16 protein-coding genes and 1 pseudogene are annotated in these 16,714 nt (G+C 53.4%); 4 read left to right on the top strand and 13 right to left on the bottom strand.

Features of this window, described 5'->3' with window-relative positions; genetic code table 11:
- Positions 1-171 (top strand): annotated as a pseudogene (locus RUA4292_RS00170) (integrase core domain-containing protein); the annotation flags it as partial.
- 47 nt (positions 172-218) lie between these two features.
- Here the strand turns inward: RUA4292_RS00170 and RUA4292_RS00175 are convergent.
- The 8 genes from RUA4292_RS00175 to RUA4292_RS00205 form a co-directional block, all read right to left on the bottom strand.
- The gene (locus RUA4292_RS00175; protein ID WP_058275778.1) at positions 219-803 is read right to left on the bottom strand and encodes a YfiM family lipoprotein; all 585 of its coding nucleotides are present in this window, start codon (positions 801-803) and stop codon (positions 219-221) included.
- A 12-nt stretch (positions 804-815) separates the two neighbouring features.
- On the bottom strand, positions 816-1,421 hold the full coding sequence (locus tag RUA4292_RS00180; protein WP_058275779.1) for a hypothetical protein: 606 nt from the start codon (positions 1,419-1,421) through the stop codon (positions 816-818).
- A 303-nt stretch (positions 1,422-1,724) separates the two neighbouring features.
- Complete coding sequence (locus tag RUA4292_RS00185; protein WP_158506872.1) at positions 1,725-2,642, bottom strand: adenylate/guanylate cyclase domain-containing protein; 918 nt, start codon at positions 2,640-2,642, stop codon at positions 1,725-1,727.
- Positions 2,643-3,315: 673 nt separating this feature from the next.
- Entirely contained in the window at positions 3,316-3,438 is a 123-nt protein-coding gene (locus RUA4292_RS24655) for a DUF3302 domain-containing protein (protein WP_158506874.1), read from the bottom strand.
- A 67-nt stretch (positions 3,439-3,505) separates the two neighbouring features.
- Positions 3,506-4,501 (bottom strand): metallophosphoesterase family protein, encoded by a 996-nt coding sequence (locus RUA4292_RS00190; RefSeq protein ID WP_058275781.1) that lies wholly within the window; start codon positions 4,499-4,501, stop codon positions 3,506-3,508.
- Between the two features lie 108 nt (positions 4,502-4,609).
- Positions 4,610-5,788, bottom strand: a complete 1,179-nt coding sequence (locus RUA4292_RS00195; RefSeq protein ID WP_058275782.1) for a carbohydrate porin — start codon at positions 5,786-5,788, stop codon at positions 4,610-4,612.
- Positions 5,785-6,558 (bottom strand): DUF3299 domain-containing protein, encoded by a 774-nt coding sequence (locus RUA4292_RS00200; protein ID WP_233493289.1) that lies wholly within the window; start codon positions 6,556-6,558, stop codon positions 5,785-5,787. The genes RUA4292_RS00195 and RUA4292_RS00200 overlap by 4 nt, the downstream gene beginning before the upstream one ends.
- A 79-nt stretch (positions 6,559-6,637) precedes the next feature.
- Positions 6,638-8,068: an amidohydrolase family protein gene (locus tag RUA4292_RS00205; RefSeq protein ID WP_158506876.1), complete on the bottom strand. Its 1,431-nt coding sequence runs from the start codon at positions 8,066-8,068 to the stop codon at positions 6,638-6,640.
- A 139-nt stretch (positions 8,069-8,207) separates the two neighbouring features.
- On the opposite strand from RUA4292_RS00205, the gene RUA4292_RS00210 reads away from it, so the two are divergent.
- Complete coding sequence (locus tag RUA4292_RS00210; protein WP_158506878.1) at positions 8,208-8,942, top strand: AraC family transcriptional regulator ligand-binding domain-containing protein; 735 nt, start codon at positions 8,208-8,210, stop codon at positions 8,940-8,942.
- Here RUA4292_RS00210 and cls read toward each other — a convergent pair.
- Positions 8,916-10,334: a cardiolipin synthase gene (cls, locus tag RUA4292_RS00215; RefSeq protein WP_058275785.1), complete on the bottom strand. Its 1,419-nt coding sequence runs from the start codon at positions 10,332-10,334 to the stop codon at positions 8,916-8,918. The two genes, RUA4292_RS00210 and cls, sit on opposite strands and share 27 nt — an antisense overlap.
- A gap of 199 nt (positions 10,335-10,533) precedes the next feature.
- Between cls and RUA4292_RS00220 the strand changes: the two genes are divergently transcribed.
- Positions 10,534-10,872: a potassium channel family protein gene (locus tag RUA4292_RS00220; protein WP_058275786.1), complete on the top strand. Its 339-nt coding sequence runs from the start codon at positions 10,534-10,536 to the stop codon at positions 10,870-10,872.
- Positions 10,873-10,954: 82 nt separating this feature from the next.
- Here the strand turns inward: RUA4292_RS00220 and RUA4292_RS24660 are convergent, their stop codons facing one another.
- From RUA4292_RS24660 to RUA4292_RS00230, 3 genes are all read right to left on the bottom strand, one after another.
- Positions 10,955-11,101: a hypothetical protein gene (locus RUA4292_RS24660; protein WP_158506880.1), complete on the bottom strand. Its 147-nt coding sequence runs from the start codon at positions 11,099-11,101 to the stop codon at positions 10,955-10,957.
- A 276-nt stretch (positions 11,102-11,377) separates the two neighbouring features.
- Positions 11,378-13,300, bottom strand: a complete 1,923-nt coding sequence (locus RUA4292_RS00225) for a DUF3604 domain-containing protein (protein ID WP_058275787.1) — start codon at positions 13,298-13,300, stop codon at positions 11,378-11,380.
- 272 nt (positions 13,301-13,572) lie between these two features.
- Positions 13,573-14,181, bottom strand: coding sequence for a tyrosine-type recombinase/integrase (locus RUA4292_RS00230; protein WP_145974794.1), 609 nt, complete (start codon positions 14,179-14,181; stop codon positions 13,573-13,575).
- Between the two features lie 472 nt (positions 14,182-14,653).
- Between RUA4292_RS00230 and RUA4292_RS00235 the strand changes: the two genes are divergently transcribed.
- Positions 14,654-15,976, top strand: a complete 1,323-nt coding sequence (locus RUA4292_RS00235) for a hypothetical protein (protein WP_058275788.1) — start codon at positions 14,654-14,656, stop codon at positions 15,974-15,976.
- 513 nt (positions 15,977-16,489) lie between these two features.
- On the opposite strand, the gene RUA4292_RS23740 is transcribed toward RUA4292_RS00235, so the two are convergent.
- Positions 16,490-16,714: IS30 family transposase (locus tag RUA4292_RS23740; protein WP_145974795.1), on the bottom strand; the 225-nt coding region annotated here is incomplete at its 5' end.

Consider the following 16,714-nt stretch of genomic DNA (forward strand, 5'->3'; position numbering starts at 1 on the left):
GGATTTTGTGAAAGCTTCAACGGTCGCATGAGGGACGAGCTGTTGAACGGGGAAATCTTCTACTCGCTCAGAGAAGCGCAGATCATCATCGAAGAATGGAGGAAGCACTACAACACCAAACGACCACACAGTGCACTGGGTTATCGCTCTCCGGCACCAGAAACCATCATCCCGATGGAACACAGGCCGATCATGCACTAACAATCACGTTGGACCCGTCAGATAGGGCTGCTCAACATGATCTGCGGTATGCCCTCAAACCGAATAATGACGTCGTTTTCTGATCGGATGCTCCGAATAAGCTCTGCCCAGTTTGGAGCGGGCGTCGACATAAACTTGTTCGACATCCGAATTCCCGAATTGTTCGCGGCCAGGTCGGTAAAGTCGAATCCACCAGACTTAATGGTGTCATAGAGCTCCTTGAATTCCCCTACCGATACGGCAAATCCACGGTTGCTGGCTGCTTGGAGAGCAGCAGCAGTTGTAAAATGTCGGCGACTGTCGATGCGACCGTTTAGGGTCAGATCATCGCAATCAGATTCCCAGTCTCTATCCTCGGCAAACTCACTTCCGACCATACCACCGACAATTAATGTAAAATCCTTCGCGCCACAAATCAGTGTAAGGGCGAAGATCGCCGATGTGTAAGCGTTCGCCACACCCTCGGACTGGCTTCCGTCGTGAGCGGCCTCTAGTGTATACACTAGGTAGGGAAGGTAACTCCCGCTAACTGGGAGATCGCCGCGCTCCATTGTTTCGCGAATTTTTAAGTAGTACCGGTCAATATCGCTGGAGTCGGGCATATCCGAACCTCGCTAGGTGCCGAATACTCCCCGCATCAATCCGTTGCCACCCATTTCGTCCATCGTCAGACGGAAGGCCACATCGCTATCTTGAATATGCATGCTATCGGCGATATTCAGCACGGTATCGCCAAACCCCTCACCCACAATCACGTTGCCACCCATGCGCGCGACGCCAAGCGCGAAATTTGGCGGAACAGTAACCGTCCCGAGTTGAACACTGGAAAGCGCGAAGTCCCCTTCGAATTCGGGTGCAGCTGCGCGCACGTTTATCCACTTCTTAGTGTATGGAACTGGGATTGAAGCGACTCCGTAGACGACCTTTTCGTTAACGTTCAGTTCGCCCCGAAACACAGGAATGAAGCGCGCTCCTAACTTTAAGACGCTATTCAGTTGCTCCTCATTCGTAGTGAATGATACCGGCGTCGATGAATTTGGTTGAATGGCGGACCTAAGGCCCCGAACGAATTCACGTGCGTCCGTCACATCTTTTGGTGAGGGGGGTGCTGCAGCTTCGACTAGCGGAGCGTCCTCTAAGACGAATATGAAGAATAGAACGAACACCACCAACAGAGCGGCAGATGAATAGATCAGTAACTTCTTCAGCCCATGCAACATGCTCCACCCATTCAACAAAAGATGCTCACAGAGTATGCAGGATTGCCATGGAGAAAGCACCAGAAATCGGAAAGCGGGCCCGTGTGGCGAATTTGGCAAGAACTACGGAGGAGGCGTCGGATAGTTCCGGGCTAACCCTCCCTATTGCTAAATTGAACTGTCTGCATTGTTTGCCGTAACGCGCGATGATGGCTTTGTCCGCAAAGTGGTCGTTCATACCGAGTGCAGCGAATGACCGAGTTGAGCCCACAGCGGACCTTAGTGTTCAGTTGTTTGTGCGCCGCATGGTGGAGCGTTTTTACCTCAAGCCAAATGTTCTAAAGCAAAGATTTCTACGGCTTCTTCAAACCCACGCAGGGATTGCGAACCAAGTGTAAGAGGCGTTTCAGTTACAAGCTTTTCAAATTCACTCGTTGCAAGCAAAGGGGCATCAAGCGACCGAGTTAGGTTTTCCAATCTGCTGACCAAAGCAACGGACGTACCTGTCACCGTGAAGTCCAATCGTTTTTCGGTTCCCACGTTGCCATAGATCGCTGAGCCCATGTGTAAGCCAATTCCAAAATCAGTTTGGTCTTCAGGCGCAATTTCTGCGCGCCTTTGAAACGCTTCTCGAGCAGCTGACAGGGCTGCCTCACACATGTCTTCCGGCAAGCGTCGGTGACCGTCAAACGGGAAAATCGCCAGCAAGCCATCACCTACAAATTTCAACACTTCTCCGCCGTGGTCGTGAACCGCTCCGGCGACGCATTCAAAGTAACGGTTGACGGCAGCAACATAGTCTTCCGGCGACAGGCGTTGGCTCAGAGCCGTTGAACCGTGCATGTCGCTGAATAGAAGGGCACAATCGATTTCCTGAACATCGCCACGAGATATCTGACCGCTCAAGACTGATTGACCGGAAATCCTGCCCAGATAGGCTTCCATCAATTCTGCGGCCAAAAACTGCTCAGTATAAACACGAACCGTGCCAAAAAGAGGTATGGACAGACGCGCGAGACCATCGATTTCTCGTTTCGTGAAGCCAGAGCGCCTCTTTGTTGCAAAAGATACAGAAGCACCAAGCACCCACTCCGATCCATTTTCGAACGATACGGTGCGTGTGCCAAACGGAACGGACAACACGAGGTAGTCGGTGAAGCCTGATGCGGCCAGTTTTTGGTATATCGGGTACTTATCCCGGATTGATGGGTTCGTCAGGTTGGCACGCAGAAGCGGCACCATTTCCAATTCGCCAACAAGGCCATCGGCAAGGTCCCAGATTTCTCGGTGAAAAAACCTGCTCGCCACTTGGTCTGACAGTTTAGTGTTTTCGCCAAAGGGTGCACTGTCAAAAAGCTCGTCCGTGATGGAACTGCGAGGCATGACAGTCCATTCAATACGGTCGGTTGATACATCCCAAGTAGCATCGACCAAACCAATGACGGGGTGCATCATGAGGCGACCCAGAGAGACACGGGCAACTGGCACGCCGCCGTCGATCAGCCTGTGGCTCAGATGCTCGACCAGACCACCTACCTCGCCTTCAAAGAATGCTAATTTCTGCAACCAATCTGAAATTCGGTCGAAAACATCCGGCATAAAGTTCTCCTCAAAGAGCACTTTGGAGCAGCCCATCGCCTATGTCATTCAATTTATCGAAGCAAATTGTACGCATTAAAGGGGCGAAACAATTGTCCACTTTGTCCGCAAGGTGGACGTTCAAGCAAGGTGCCGCGAACGGCTGCTACGAGCCCAAAGTCACCGGGTACTGCAGTCCGCGCTAACGACGGCAACGCGCGGAAAGCCGACTTTGCAAAGTTCGGTGCGCGGCCCGTCAAACCTGCCATTCGCTGCGTAAGAAAAATTACCGACGGACAAAAGCATCAAGCAGCGACGAAGCAGACCTGAATCCCCCTTAAGGATGTCGACGTTTCTTTGCGACACGCCCCGGCCAACCGCCAAGAAACACAAAAACACCGACCAGAATGGCGGCGATGAAAACCAGAACGCCGAGCGCGACATAGTCCAAGGCAGTCAATTGATTCTCCACTTCAATACAGTTTGCGCGATGAGTTGCTCCATAAAGCCGTTTCTGATGTGTGCTCTCAGCATTTCGCCACCGCGAAGCAGGGCGTTGTTGCTGCGCCGGGATACTCAGCCATTCGATCCCGAATGCCTTCAAGCATTAGGTTGACCATTTCGACCTCGTCGCCGCGTACGGAAATTAGCATTACATGATCTTCTGACAGTCCTTTTTTAGGAAACTGCTCACCAGAGGTGGTCGCAAGCTGGATGTAATCGCGCCCGAACCGCATTCGATACTCGTAAAAATGCTCGTGACCGTTGAACACTGTGTACGGCATGTCGGACAGTGCTTCTTCGATACGGTGAAACTCGGTTTCTTCCGCTTCCCAAGCGGGTTTGTGCGTTATCACAAAGGTATGTCGCGCATCTTGGTTCGAGGCGACAACATCGACAAAGTAGTCACCTTGCTCTTTACTAATCGCCCCAGTGACCCGCTCCAAGCTGTTCGCGTAGGGGGTTTCAGCGAAGGCTTCCGGGCCATCGGTCTTGTAGATTTCTACGGCCTTAGCGCGTTGTGCCGCAAGCGTTTCTCTGCGCTCCGCACTCATATCCTCGGTGTCGAGAACGAGAAACAACACATCTTTTATGCGGAAATGGAAATAGGGCTGGCCGTAACGTTCTGCCCAAACGGCACGTTCCGCCTTGCTCGACAGATCATGATTGCCACCGACGAAGACATAGGGCGCACCGATCAATGCCGCTCGCGCATCGAAACTCTCCCACTCTGCTATCAAGGCATCCCGGTCACCACCGCCTTCGATTAAGTCACCGACACTAATCACGAACTCTGGACGCAGGAGCGCCATCTGCCGAGCTGCCAATTCAAAGATGCCAGGACGTTCGCCGCCGGTGAGGTCCGAGTGCAGGATAAAGGTCAGGTCACTGGTGTCGCCGGACGTAAGTGGTTCAGACCAAGGAACTGCGTCACCTGAAATGTCATGCGAAAAAGTCTGAGCTTCTGTAGCGCAGGCGAGCGCCATTAAGGCGGTCGCCACACTAGCCATCTTACCGATCATACTCATCAACGCAGATCGTTTTGATAAATCACACCGTCCTTCGTCACTAGATCAATTTCAAGCAGTCCATCAATCATGTCACATCTCCTCCCCAATACTCTACAGGCTTCAAAAGACTATCCGCGTACGTACCCCGAACAACGTAATGTTACCCTGAGTGGTGTTCAGAAGCGGGTCGGAAATGAATTGTATCGATGGCGTGATCTGCAGTCCGGGCGAAATTGAAAACCGGTAGAAAGCTTCGAGCGTGAATTGATCGCCGTCTACGCCTCTGGCCTCGGCCCAGTTCAGGCCCAGCCCGGCCAGATCAGTATTGCGACCGTAGTACCCAAGACCGGCAGAAACCGACCGGTCATAAAGCGCTGCGGTCCCCTTTGAGGCGCCTGCCCGAAAGAATGGCATCCATTTATTGCCAACAAACCATGCCGCTGAAAATGCAGCCCCATAGTCTTCAGGGCGGCTGCCATCGTCGGCTGCATCCGCATGCCAAAGGGTCAGGTGGATATTGTCGAAGTAAATGCGATCAAAGCCGGTGGTGTAACCAAGCTCGAGTGACTTGAAGAGATTGCCATCGCTAAACACATCAAAGTTTGGATCAGACGGGTCGGCGTTTGCGTCTGAGACGCTCGCAACAGCGTAGAAGTTTTCGCTCAACTTTATCCCACCGGCAATGCCAAGACCTTGGTTGGGCGTGTTAATTGTCGGATTGGTACTAAAAGACAGGTTTTGGAAACCACTGTAGGGGCTTACCAACCCATAGGTATCCAAAAAGTCCGTTACATCAATCTGCCCGACTTGCAGCGTCCACGCGCCGTTCTCGGCCCTTTGCGTCCAGAACAGGTTGGTCAGCAGCAAACCATTATCGTTGAAGGCTGTCCCAGTGATCGAAAGTGCTCCGCCATCCAGCCCAAGAAACTGTGGGGCAACATCGGTGTAACTGTGCCGGTCTTCGATCTTGAATGTCAAAGAGCCGCGTTCAGTTGCCTGCCAACTACCGTAAAAACGCGCAATTCCGCTTGCCGCTTCGCCGGTTCCCAGATCAGCATTCGTGGATTGGCCCAATGCCAAGTAGTCAATATTGAAGCGAAATCCTTCCTCGGCCAGTCGGTCTTTCCGCTGAAACCAACCCGGAGCGATATTGCGTGGAAAATCGGAACGGTATTGCGGATCGGTTAGCCCGTCTCCGGGCTTTAGATCGGCTCCAACCGAAGATGGCCCAGATAGTCCCTGAGCCGACGCTGCGCCAGCGAAGGCAATGCTCAATGCGGCAACCAGAAGTCTTATCATTCAGACGCCTTTGCCCCACCGGTCTTGCGATTGCCCGCCGCGCGGATGCGATCAGCAACCGATTCCGCCCAATCATTCGTTGTTGACGTGCCAGTCATCAGGTCTTGCATCGTTTCAGTCTGCGAGACCTCCAATACATAGCTGGAGCTCATTGGCACATTGCCGTCTACGACGCGGAAAGTGTGATTTGTTTCTTCAATCGATAGTTTGCCAGTCAGCCGCACAGGTTCATGCATAGTGCTGGGGCTCCAATCGCCGCCTACGCGCGCCCGGATCATCTGATTAGCATTTGGCGGTGGGGTATGGCTGCACATGCCGCGTTCGGGAACGAGGTAGACAACAGTGGTTCCATCCGCTTCGAGTGGCGCTGGAATAGCGTAACCCGCTAACGTAACAGTTTGTCCATCCAGGTTCGGATTGGCCGCTGTTGCTGCTTTCTTGCGCCGGTCGGCTACGATCCATCGTTGATCGATCAGCCAATCTGCATCAATCCCGTCTTCGGCCAGTTCTTCAAGTGCCGTATTGATTTTTGCGGCACTGTCAGCCATCCGAGCCTCGTTGAGGGTGGGATCGTTAAGCAGCTCTCTGTTTCGGACGATCGTTCGCAAGGATTCGATCTGTTGATAGCTCAAATCCTCAAAAGGATCCTCATAGGTTTGCACTGACGGATCGACAAGATCGCTCCAGTCCACTGAACGATCTTCGGCTGAAAACGCCAGGGGCGCGGACAACACCAAAGCTGTGGCCACTCGACCAGCTAAAGACATCATGCTCATTTTTAAGTTCGTTTTCTCCAATATTGAATGCAGGACGGCCGAGGTAAACAAACCGCCCTGCATACCACTTGGGTTACTGGTACTGCGTTATCGATGCCCTCGTCGATCCAGGGCGATACATAATGCTATCCGTGTCCACCAAAGTGTTTTTGTATGCCCGCCCGTCTTTCATGATGAGCTGAAGCTTGCTCTCGTCCAATATCATGTCGATATTTTCGACGGGGTTTCCGTCCCAGATCAGAATATCCGCATAGCTGTCAGGTGCGATCGTTCCGATAGCATATGTTGGATAAGGGTCGAGCGGCCCAGACCATTTCAGAACTTTTCCCGCGTTGCCGGTATGCATCTTCCAGACATGGGCCGATGGATATCCCGCCTCGTTGACCTTGCAAGTGATATCTTCCTTGGCAATTTCGCTAAGACCTGGGCCAAACATATCAGCGCCTCCAGTCATGAATACGTCGTTCTCCAACATCATTTTGGCCGCATTGCGCGCGCCCTCGCCTACAGCAACCCCTTTGAGTTTCTGCTCATGCGTGAAGAAGTCCGGCATTGTTTCATAGGAACCAAATGAATTGATCGACATGTAACACTGGAAGGACCAAACGACCTCTTCCCCCTTAGCCGCCATCTGCTTGACGATATCCTCAGAGACTAGGAAACCATGTTCAAAGCTGCGAACACCTGCATCCAGCGCCCTCTGGTAAGATGTGTCGTGATAAGCATGAACGGCAACATATGTCCCGTAGTTCTCTGCAATCTCCACAGCCGCCTCGACTTCTTCCCGAGTCGCCGCAGAAATCTCCAGAGGATCGAAACGGCTGGCCACACCGCCACCTGCCATTAGCTTAGTGAAGTGCGCTCCATTGCGATAGTTGCGGCGAGAAGCCTTAATCACGTCATCACGGCTGTCTACTTTGAAGGAATTTTGAACGATCTCGCCGTAATCCGAAGCTGTCAGGTCGTTGCGATCACCCCAATCCCCGTGACCACCTGTGTGGCTGAGGACGCCTCCAGAAGTATAAACGCGCGGTCCTATGAGCAGTCCACGTTGCACAGCCCTCGCCACCCCACGCGAATTACCAGCAATGTCGCGGATGGTCGTAATGCCCTTCATCAGATAATTCTCGCGGATGGCTTGAGCAGCCATTGCGCCGCCGCCACCAAAATCCCATTCGTCCTGATAAGAATTTGTTCCCTCTGGTGTTTCGAACATGATGTGCGTGTGCATGTCGACTAAGCCGGGTGTCATTGTTTTACCGGTGCCATCAACTTCAAACGCACCGTCAATCTCAATTGGATCAGTCGACACTTGCGTAATCACGTTGCCCTCGACCAGAACATTGGCGTTCATGATTAGGTCAGGATTAAACCCGTCGAACACATTAATATTGGTGAACAGGATTGGCGGTGCTTCTTGATCCTGAGCTTGTGCGGACGTCGAAAAGGAAAGAACTGCCGCGACAATTGCCGTTGAGCAGAGCGACATACGTAGACCGGACATAAGTACTCCCTTCATATTCAGGTTTTGATTACTATAGTCCGAAAAGCTTTGAATCGGTTGCCTGTTTCGAATTATCTTGTTCGAATGTGGCCAAAAAAGTGGCCACTGAGTAATTCCAGTTCAGACAAGGGGGACGAGCTTGCCCTTCAACTCTACCTCTCCAGAACATAGCGAAGGCTTCATTCGCCTCTCTTTAGTGACTCCATTTCTGCAGTATCTCACCGACCGAGGGATCAGCCCAAAACTTGCGCTGGATCAGGTCGGCTTGAAAGCCGAACTATTGTCTGACCCATCCGTGTTCGTTCACTCAGAGTTGGTCTACGGTTTGTTGAATGCCTTCTCAGAAGTGTCAGGGGATCAATACCTTGGACTGAATGTCGGAGAGACCTTTGACCTGCAAGAGTGGCCTCCGTTTGCTCAAGCCTTGCAATCTACAAAAACACTGTTCGAGTTTTTTACCCGCTTTGTTGGGCTTGTACCGCAGGAGTCCAGTTCTGTTTGGCACAGCCTTGCTATTGAAGCAGACAAAGCGACGTATCGTATCGAAAGGCAACAGGAACCAACTGTCCCACCTGTTCAGGTGACCGGTTTTGCCGCCGCAATCTATCTACGCCTATTGCAGACAGTCGTTGGAGGTGCCTGGGATTCTTCCCTTGTGCGATTGGAAAGCAGATACATAAACAGTCTACCTTTCGGCTACAAAAGGATCGAAGTTGGCCTTGGATCCGATCCCGGTATGCAAATTAGTTTTCCTTTAGAATGGTTGTTTTTACACCATGCCTCTGAGGACTTTGCCAAGCCCATAGCCTCGCCTCGACAAGATGAAGAGCTAACTTTTTACTTACAGTCACAAGATTGGCCCAAGGACAGCTAAGGCATTGTTCCACAATCGCGTGGTAGCAGGCCAAGCGTTCACTTGCTCTATTGTGACCTCGTCACTGTCAGCCACATATTCCGTTTGCCGCGCGAACATTTCGGCGGTGAGATCTTGGTCGTGGAACAAAATGTTGTTTTCGTAGTTCAGATCGAAGCTGCGACGATCCATGTTGGCCGACCCGATCAACGTAATGTCTTCGTCGATGGTCATTGACTTAGTGTGCAGCAGGCCGGGCCGATACTCGTAAACCCGAACGCCAGCTTTAAGGAGTTGGGAATAGTAGCTCTTTGCTGTTGCACCCACCGCGAAGTCATCATTTTTCTTTGGCAGAATAAGCGACGTATCTACTCCACGTTGCGAGGCTGCGACGATTGCGCCTTGAACCATTCCGTTGGGTACATAGTAGGGCGTGGTAATGACTAACCGTTCTCGTGCGGCATACATGCAGGACACGAACATTTCGGGCATCGCAAAGGCTCGAACAGTTGGACCCGAAGCAACAACTTGAGCCGTGAAACCATCGCCGATTGGATTGAGTGGTTCAGCTAGAACTGATGAGATGTCGTCGTCGACATTCGCCATCCAATCGGCCGCAAAAAGGTGCTGATTTTGACGCACGACAGAACCTTCAAAACGCATAACGGCATCAACCCATGGGGCGTACTTCGCTTTCGGTAAAAATTCAGGATCTGCGCAGTTCTGACTTCCGCAATAGGTGACTTTATTGTCGATCACGAGGATTTTGCGGTGGTTCCGCAGATCTATCCGACCTCCAAGTATTCGAAGAAGTGGGTTTCCTATTGGGAGAGCACGACCCACTTTGACGCCCGCCGCTTGCATGTCTTTCCAAGCCTGACTTTTGACCATGTCCCGAGAACCTAGGTCATCGACCATCGCCCGGACTGTCACGCCACGCCCTGCAGCGCGTTTCATGGCCTCGACCATTTTCATACCGTTGTGGTCGGTCAACCAGATGTAGAACAAAAGGTGGATATGGTGCTCAGCAGCATCGACATCGGCCACCATCCGATTGATTGCAGCATCAGAATCCGCCATCAGCTGGGCTTTATTGCCCCCGACTGGAAGATAGCCGGTTATGGACTGTCCAACTTCAAAAAGGGATTTGGCTCGTGAATCTGTCTTGGCGGCCCTCCATCCCTCAAGTGTCTCAGGACGGGTGAGACCCCTGGTCACCTTCCGCACACGGTCAGTTCGTTTAACGCCGATGTTTGTTTCACCCAACAAGAGATAAGCTAGAACGCCGACCCCCGGCAGAGCAAAGAGTACCGCGAGCCAAGCAACGCGGGACTCCGGTGTACGGTTGGGCCGTAAGAGGATACGAACTGCGCAGGCTGCAATTGCTAAATAGCTCGCGGCAATCCAAATCATGAGGTTCTTTCCTTCTTTGTGATGATTGGAGCGGGTGCTGCGAACCAGCAATTCAATATCCGATACCAGCAGACGTCCGGACCATGCGGCGAGGTGCGTTCAATCGGGTGGCAACACATGAAAATACATCCTTAGTCCAGCGTATCGTCTACTATCGTGCGACCCGCTAACAAATCTTACTGCTTTTAGGAGGACACAGATGGTCTCGTTTTGGCTCAATTTCTTGCGTTTAATAAAAGGCATCATTCGTTCTTGGGATGATCACACTTTCAGGGCGGCTCTCTTTTTAGCAGCACTTTTGCTGGCTTCAGGGACAATCTTCTATTCTCAAGTTGAGGGCTGGACCTTGATCGACTCGCTTTACTTTTCTGCAACTACGATTTCTACAGTTGGGTTAGGCGATCTCACTCCTCAGACGGACTTTGGCAAGCTCTTCACTGTGATCTATATGTTTGTTGGGATCGGTGTGTTTGTAGCAGTATTTTCTCGTTTCACGAAAGCGCTGTTGAACATCGAACACGTCGAACAACTTAAGTGACGCTTTGCGCTCGAGGCTATAGTCCACTGCGGGGAAGCGTCATTGATCAATTCAAGCTCAGCTTTGGGCTCGAAGCAGTCATTCACTCAATCGCGGCGAATGTCTGCTCTGCGGACGGAGCCGCCTGATGCCGGTGCAGCGAACTCCGTGCCCGCGCGTCCACGAATTCGGTGAACCACTTGCGGCGTTGCAGCGAGATTTCCCAAAAGCGGTCATTGAACTCTGTCAAACTGGCTCAAACCGGAACCGGTCGTTCGCTGTGCCAACCTCATATGTCTCACATGCCGGACAAACCAGCCGAACGACAATCGACGTGTTCCGAGCGTGATCGATCTTTCAAATAATGAAAGCGAATGACCGCTCTTGAACTAAGGCGGCCAACTTCCCTTCGAGCGCGGAGGAAGCACCGGCATTTGTTATGCACCCGTGACCATGCTTCAGCAGATTATGCTTCAACTGGTAGAAATGGCTGCCCGAGAAGACGACCAGAGCAAAACAAGAGGCTCTAGCCGGGCGTGTACCAGATCGGTGACGTGTAGGCTCGTTCCTGCGTCTCAGATGGAGCTTCGTCGGGCAGCGTCGCGCCCATTCTGAAGGCGTCGTAAACGGTCCAGCGAGGGGTTGGAACTTCAATAACCCGAGCATAGTAAAAGGCCGATTGAGAGGGATCAAAATCAGGGTCTGTCCAAACTGTGCCCATCTCCGCCTGACCAATCGAGTTCGTCCATGTAGCGCGCTCCACATCCACTGTAGAACCGATGGGCGGCAATTTACCGTCGGCGTCGGGCTCTCGATCACCGGCCCAGACAACGTCGTACACTTGTTCGTGTGTCTCCCCGTCGGCATCTAACCAGCCTTTAACAATCTGAATACGGTCTAGATTTCCGCCAATCGGATCCTTCAGCGCATAGACCATGAAGGTTGGCGTTTCCGAGCCTTCGGATGACGGCGGAAGATCCCCGCCCATCGGAGTGCCCTTTGCATAGCCTGCTGTTGCTGGGGTCCGCGAGGTCAAGTCATCCATCGTGTAATTCCAGCCGCCGAAGAAACGTACCCCGATCCGCGACCCCGTCGTCGCGTAGACCTCCTTGCGCTCCATCGCGTCAAAAATCGCTTCTCGCGTGTTCTCAGTCGCCCAGACTGCCGCGAGCCCGGATGCGACCATTTCCCAGCCAAGGAGCGCCACATCTCCGAACTGACCCACCACGTGTTCAGGTCTTTGTGGGTTCGGCTCGGCACCAGAGTGCTTGCCAAAGAAGTTATCCTCTTGTGCGGTGGCGAGCGATGTATGGCTGTCCGTCGATCCGACCATCCCGAACTTGTATGGGTTGGTGCCGAGCGACGTTTCTAGCAGCAACCCGGTTTTCAGCGCCTCGCGTGCGTACTCGCCGGCGAGCATGTCATCGGTCTTCAATTCTGACAAGTTCAGGTTGCCCTTATCCCAGTTTTCGTAATCGGCGAACTCGTCGTTCGGACTGAGGAAGGGATGGGTCTCACCATCCCCTTTAATTTGCGTGACTTCGTAGACGGGTTCCCACATTGCACGGGTCTGCGCATACTCGGCATCCAATTCCCGGCCATCATACTGCGCGGTCTCGGGGAACATTATGCCGTTTGACAGGTTGCCGTTATGTGCAATGGCAAGCACGTCTCCGCGTGTTACATCCTCGTAATTCGCCATCCATTTCCACAAGTCGCGCGGATTGATAGAGCCAAGGGGAGCCTCCGTAGTGAACGGATCCATCATGCCAGCCTTTTCGCCTCCGTCGCGGTAGATCACCACGCGGTGCATGTTTCCACCCTGGATCAGCGAGGTCCACTCGTAGCCGATGAAACTGGTGAAAAGACCTGGCTCGTAGGCTTCTTCTGCGGCCTCGATCTGACGCTGCCAGACAGAGCGGAAAGGCTTCGAGCCGGCCTCGACGGCAAGAACAGGAGAGATCACCTCGCCGCGTGAATACGCATCGATAAGTTCCAGTGCTGCGGCGACGCCTTCATCTCCTCCATTCGCCACCATAGTTGCAATCCGATTGCCTTCGGGATCCGACATAATGGACGGATCCTGCGCGTAGATCATGTCGAAAAGGCCCATGTTGTCGGAATGATCCGCGATAACCAGCCAATCGAGCGGCCGGGAGAGCCGTGCCATGAAGCCTGTCGTAGCCTGCACTTCCTGCCCCTTGGCAAAACGGTACGCAGCGCGCGCGTCCAGTCGGTTGCCAAATGCACCCGCGTCAAAGGATGTGGACGTATGCAAGTGCGTATCTCCCCAGAGCGGCCTGTCTGGAATGCCGCGTTGGGCATACGGGGAATACGACTTTCCGGGGAAAGCCTTGCTGAGGCTGGACCCCTCCGGAGTAGGCTCGAACGCCAGTGTTCCCGTACCACTGACGCAAAGTGATGCCACTATTGAAATAAGTAATCTCATGGTGCCCCCCACAAATTCGTTCTAGTCCAGCCTACCACAGTACGACCACAAAAGGCGGAGTAAGTGGTAGAATTATTTTTGCCACAAGTTCGAACTTTGCGCTCAAAGCGGACACTTACGCTTTAACACGCAAGTGTTGGACCCTAATCTGGCGCGGAGAGATATACTAACATCGTCTCTTCCGGAATGGGCTCAGGGCTGCCATTCGCAGCACCTTCAACTTGTGGCCGGTCTTGGGAGACGAACGGCGGGTCTCGCCGTTCGCCAGTTTCTTAGATTTCGATTGTCTCGGCGATGCTCAGCGCATCTTCGAGCTCTACGCCGAGGTAACGGACCGTGCTGTCAACTTTGACGTGACCCAATAGAAGCTGAACCGCACGCAGGTTCCCTGTCTTGCGGTAAATCTGCGCCGCCTTGGTGCGTCGCAATGAATGCGTGCCGTAGCCGCTTGGCTCGAGACCGATCGCGGACACCCAGTCGCGGACCATTCGTGCATATTGACGGGTCGACAGATGCGGCCAGTCTAGAAGCCGACTTGGAAAGAGGGAGGCACAACCGAGCATCTCGCGACTACTGACCCAATTCCATGTGGATTCACGCGTGTTTTCAGAGACCTCAAATTGCACCGGTCGGTTGGTCTTACTTTGGACTATGGTGACGCGGTCGCGAACCCTGTCTCCAACAACGAGATTAGTAACCTTCAAGCAGACAAGATCACATCCGCGCAGCTTGCTGTCGATCGCAAGATTGAACAATGCCAGATCCCGAAGATTGCCCACAAGTTCGAGCCGGGCGCGAATGGCCCAGACCTGTTTCGGAACCAATGGACGTTTCTGGCCTACAAGCCTGCCTTTGTTCCAACGCCGGCGCTTCGGTTTCACAGCGAGGAGTTAGATTTTGGACATGAGTTTTCCTCAATCCGTCCTTCCCACTCCTGGCGTCGACACTGTGTTGACTAGGTCAGCCTATCGGAAAAACGAATGTCCGGTTTCGGGGCACGGTAGGGTTTGACGATGCTGTGCCGCCGCAAGTCGGCATTGAGCTCATTTTGACAGATTCTGCACCAACACCAATGTCCGCTCTTTGGGCGCGACGAAAAACGGGACAGAACCAAACCGAGTTTCCGCAAGGGTTTGTGGCATGAAGTTATTCAATGCCTTTGGTTGCATCGCCGTCGATGGCAAAGACGATCATTATTTGGCCCGCAGTCCGACAGGCACGACATCTTGGTCGCCAAACGAATTTGGTTAGAACCACGTGCTGGCTTTCAAGTGTCGAACTCGCAATAATGATCGGGTGTCGTGCCAAGCACCGCATGTTTCAGAATGAGCGAAAACCAAGTTGGGAGAACGGATGCGACGGCTATCAATACTTGCGGGCTTGATCATCGCCTTTAGCACTTCAGCAGCTGCGGCGGATGCATGTAAAAAGATAACTGTCGGTGCAAGTCTGAAAAAGCACCAACTGCACTGCGATCTGACACGGGGCCTAACGGCCGCGGATGTGTCCTTTCTTTCCAGCAAGCTGGACACCGAATACCGGATCGGAATGAACGAAGTCAGCGAGGAAGCCACCGATGCGGCTTTCTATCTGGGGACAGCGCTGATCCTTGGACAGGGAACCGATACGGACGAAATAGCGGGCGCAAAACTCTTGGCCGAGGTCGCAGCCAAGAAGCAGTCATTTGACGCCTATGATCGGCCCGGCATGGCGTTTTTCAGCGCACTCGGGTTCAGCAACAGCATCCGGACAGACCTGTTTCGCGCCGTTCTTCTTGGCAACGGACCTGGCGCAGACGCGCAGTCCGCCGCTCTTCTTGATAAGCACATAGACCAGGTTGGTCGCGCTGGTAATGCTGATGCCCTTGTGAACATCGTCGCCTTGATCAACCGCAGGCTTCCGTCGGCCACACCGCCAGCACAACGCCCCGGCTATGCGTTTGTCAAAGAGCTGGCCGGGCGGCATGCCGGAGCCGCGCAATTGCTGTCGGACTGGACTGGCGAGACGTCCGATCTGGTACAAGACCGCGTCGCCGATGGTGGCAGCAGCGACGCCAATACAAGCAGCGAAGCAAGCGGCGAGACTGTACATGAGCTAGCTGACAGGGCCGAAAAGGCCCGCCGCAATGGCGAACTGGCGAAAGCTTTGGAATTGTATGAAAGGGCGGCAGACTTGGGCTACCCGTCGGCTCTTTATATCAGCTCGTTGAAACGACGCATTGTGCAGGAGGAAAATGAGGCGAGCGCGGCCAAGGCGTCAGCGGAACTCGCTGCCAAGGTCATACCTCGCGTCGTAGGTAACCCCGATGCTATTAAGGGCGAGACATGGAAGCTTACAACCGACAGTTTCACTCGCCCGCTGTGTGGGAAACTACGCAGAAGTGGCGGGATGCCTGCGCTGTTGGTGGGCAAAGCGGCGACACTTCAGGTCAAAAACGACGGCTGCGAGTTCTTCAGCATCTTGGCCGGGTCGTTTCGCATCGCCGTTGGGCAAGTTAACCCTGGTGATTGCGATGCAGCGGGGTGTGACGTCGCACTTCGTATCGGGTGCCGCTCGCGCGGGGCCCCGCTTCTGGCATTTTGCAGCGACTTCTATTCCAGCCACCCGCAGTATCTGAACGCAAGACTTGAGCCGGATGCAAACTCCCAAACAGGCTTCAGGCTTCGCATCCCATGAAGGTCATAATCCGACGCGACCTCAGCTTGAAGGCGACACGCCGCCTTACTTTTGGCGTGGCGGCGAAGGCCTGATCGCTCACTGCACCACTCTTTCTTTTGGGTCGTGACGAATACTTTTCCGTCATTGGCGAATACGATCGTATTTGGCGAACATGTTTCCTATGAAGCAGTCATTGGGGCATTCGCAGCGAGCGTCGGCTTCGTCCGCAACTCGGTCATAGGCTCTTTAGATTTCGCTGCGCTTACAACGAATGGCCGCTTTTTTTGTTGCGGTGCAGCGGATCTTTTACATTGGACTGAGCGATGGACATGCTGCACCAGCGAAGCGCACGATTTCAATTCGGCGGCTTTGGGCTCGGTGCGGTCATCCGACTGTTTTTCTCAGATGACGGCTAAGCGCCGCTAAGCGGTCGTTCGGTCACGAAAAACCGAGCTTTCTGCTTTCAATGACCGCTTTGCGCGATAGCAGACGCTGGTGAAAATGGCGCTATGACCGCTCCGCGGGGCGGTCTCAATGGGTCGATGCAACACATGCATTGAAACGCTCGGCTGGTGTTTCGTAGTTGAGCGTCTTTCGAGGTCGTTCGTTGAGCTGCCTTGCGACAGCACTGAGCTTTGCCTGACTATGTATCGACAAGTCCGTGCCCTTTGGGAAGTACTGTCGCAGCAGGCGGTTGGTGTTTTCGTTTGTGCCGCGTTGCCATGGGCTGTGTGGTTCACACAAAAAGACATCGAT

It is taken from the genome of Ruegeria atlantica, from assembly GCF_001458195.1.
GTDB classification, from domain to species: Bacteria; Pseudomonadota; Alphaproteobacteria; order Rhodobacterales; family Rhodobacteraceae; genus Ruegeria; species Ruegeria atlantica.

Excerpts from the sequence above, each read along its gene's own strand:
- RUA4292_RS00175 (WP_058275778.1), bottom strand. The coding sequence starts at position 803 with ATGCCCGACTCCAGCGATATTGACCGGTACTACTTAAAAATTCGCGAA.
- RUA4292_RS00190 (WP_058275781.1), bottom strand. The coding sequence starts at position 4,501 with ATGATCGGTAAGATGGCTAGTGTGGCGACCGCCTTAATGGCGCTCGCC.
- RUA4292_RS00185 (WP_158506872.1), bottom strand. The coding sequence starts at position 2,642 with ATGGTGCCGCTTCTGCGTGCCAACCTGACGAACCCATCAATCCGGGAT.
- cls (WP_058275785.1), bottom strand. The coding sequence starts at position 10,334 with ATGATTTGGATTGCCGCGAGCTATTTAGCAATTGCAGCCTGCGCAGTT.
- RUA4292_RS00205 (WP_158506876.1), bottom strand. The coding sequence starts at position 8,068 with ATGTCCGGTCTACGTATGTCGCTCTGCTCAACGGCAATTGTCGCGGCA.
- RUA4292_RS00200 (WP_233493289.1), bottom strand. The coding sequence starts at position 6,558 with ATGATGTCTTTAGCTGGTCGAGTGGCCACAGCTTTGGTGTTGTCCGCG.
- RUA4292_RS00225 (WP_058275787.1), bottom strand. The coding sequence starts at position 13,300 with ATGAGATTACTTATTTCAATAGTGGCATCACTTTGCGTCAGTGGTACG.
- RUA4292_RS00195 (WP_058275782.1), bottom strand. The coding sequence starts at position 5,788 with ATGATAAGACTTCTGGTTGCCGCATTGAGCATTGCCTTCGCTGGCGCA.
- RUA4292_RS00220 (WP_058275786.1), top strand. The coding sequence starts at position 10,534 with ATGGTCTCGTTTTGGCTCAATTTCTTGCGTTTAATAAAAGGCATCATT.
- RUA4292_RS00235 (WP_058275788.1), top strand. The coding sequence starts at position 14,654 with ATGCGACGGCTATCAATACTTGCGGGCTTGATCATCGCCTTTAGCACT.
- RUA4292_RS00180 (WP_058275779.1), bottom strand. The coding sequence starts at position 1,421 with ATGTTGCATGGGCTGAAGAAGTTACTGATCTATTCATCTGCCGCTCTG.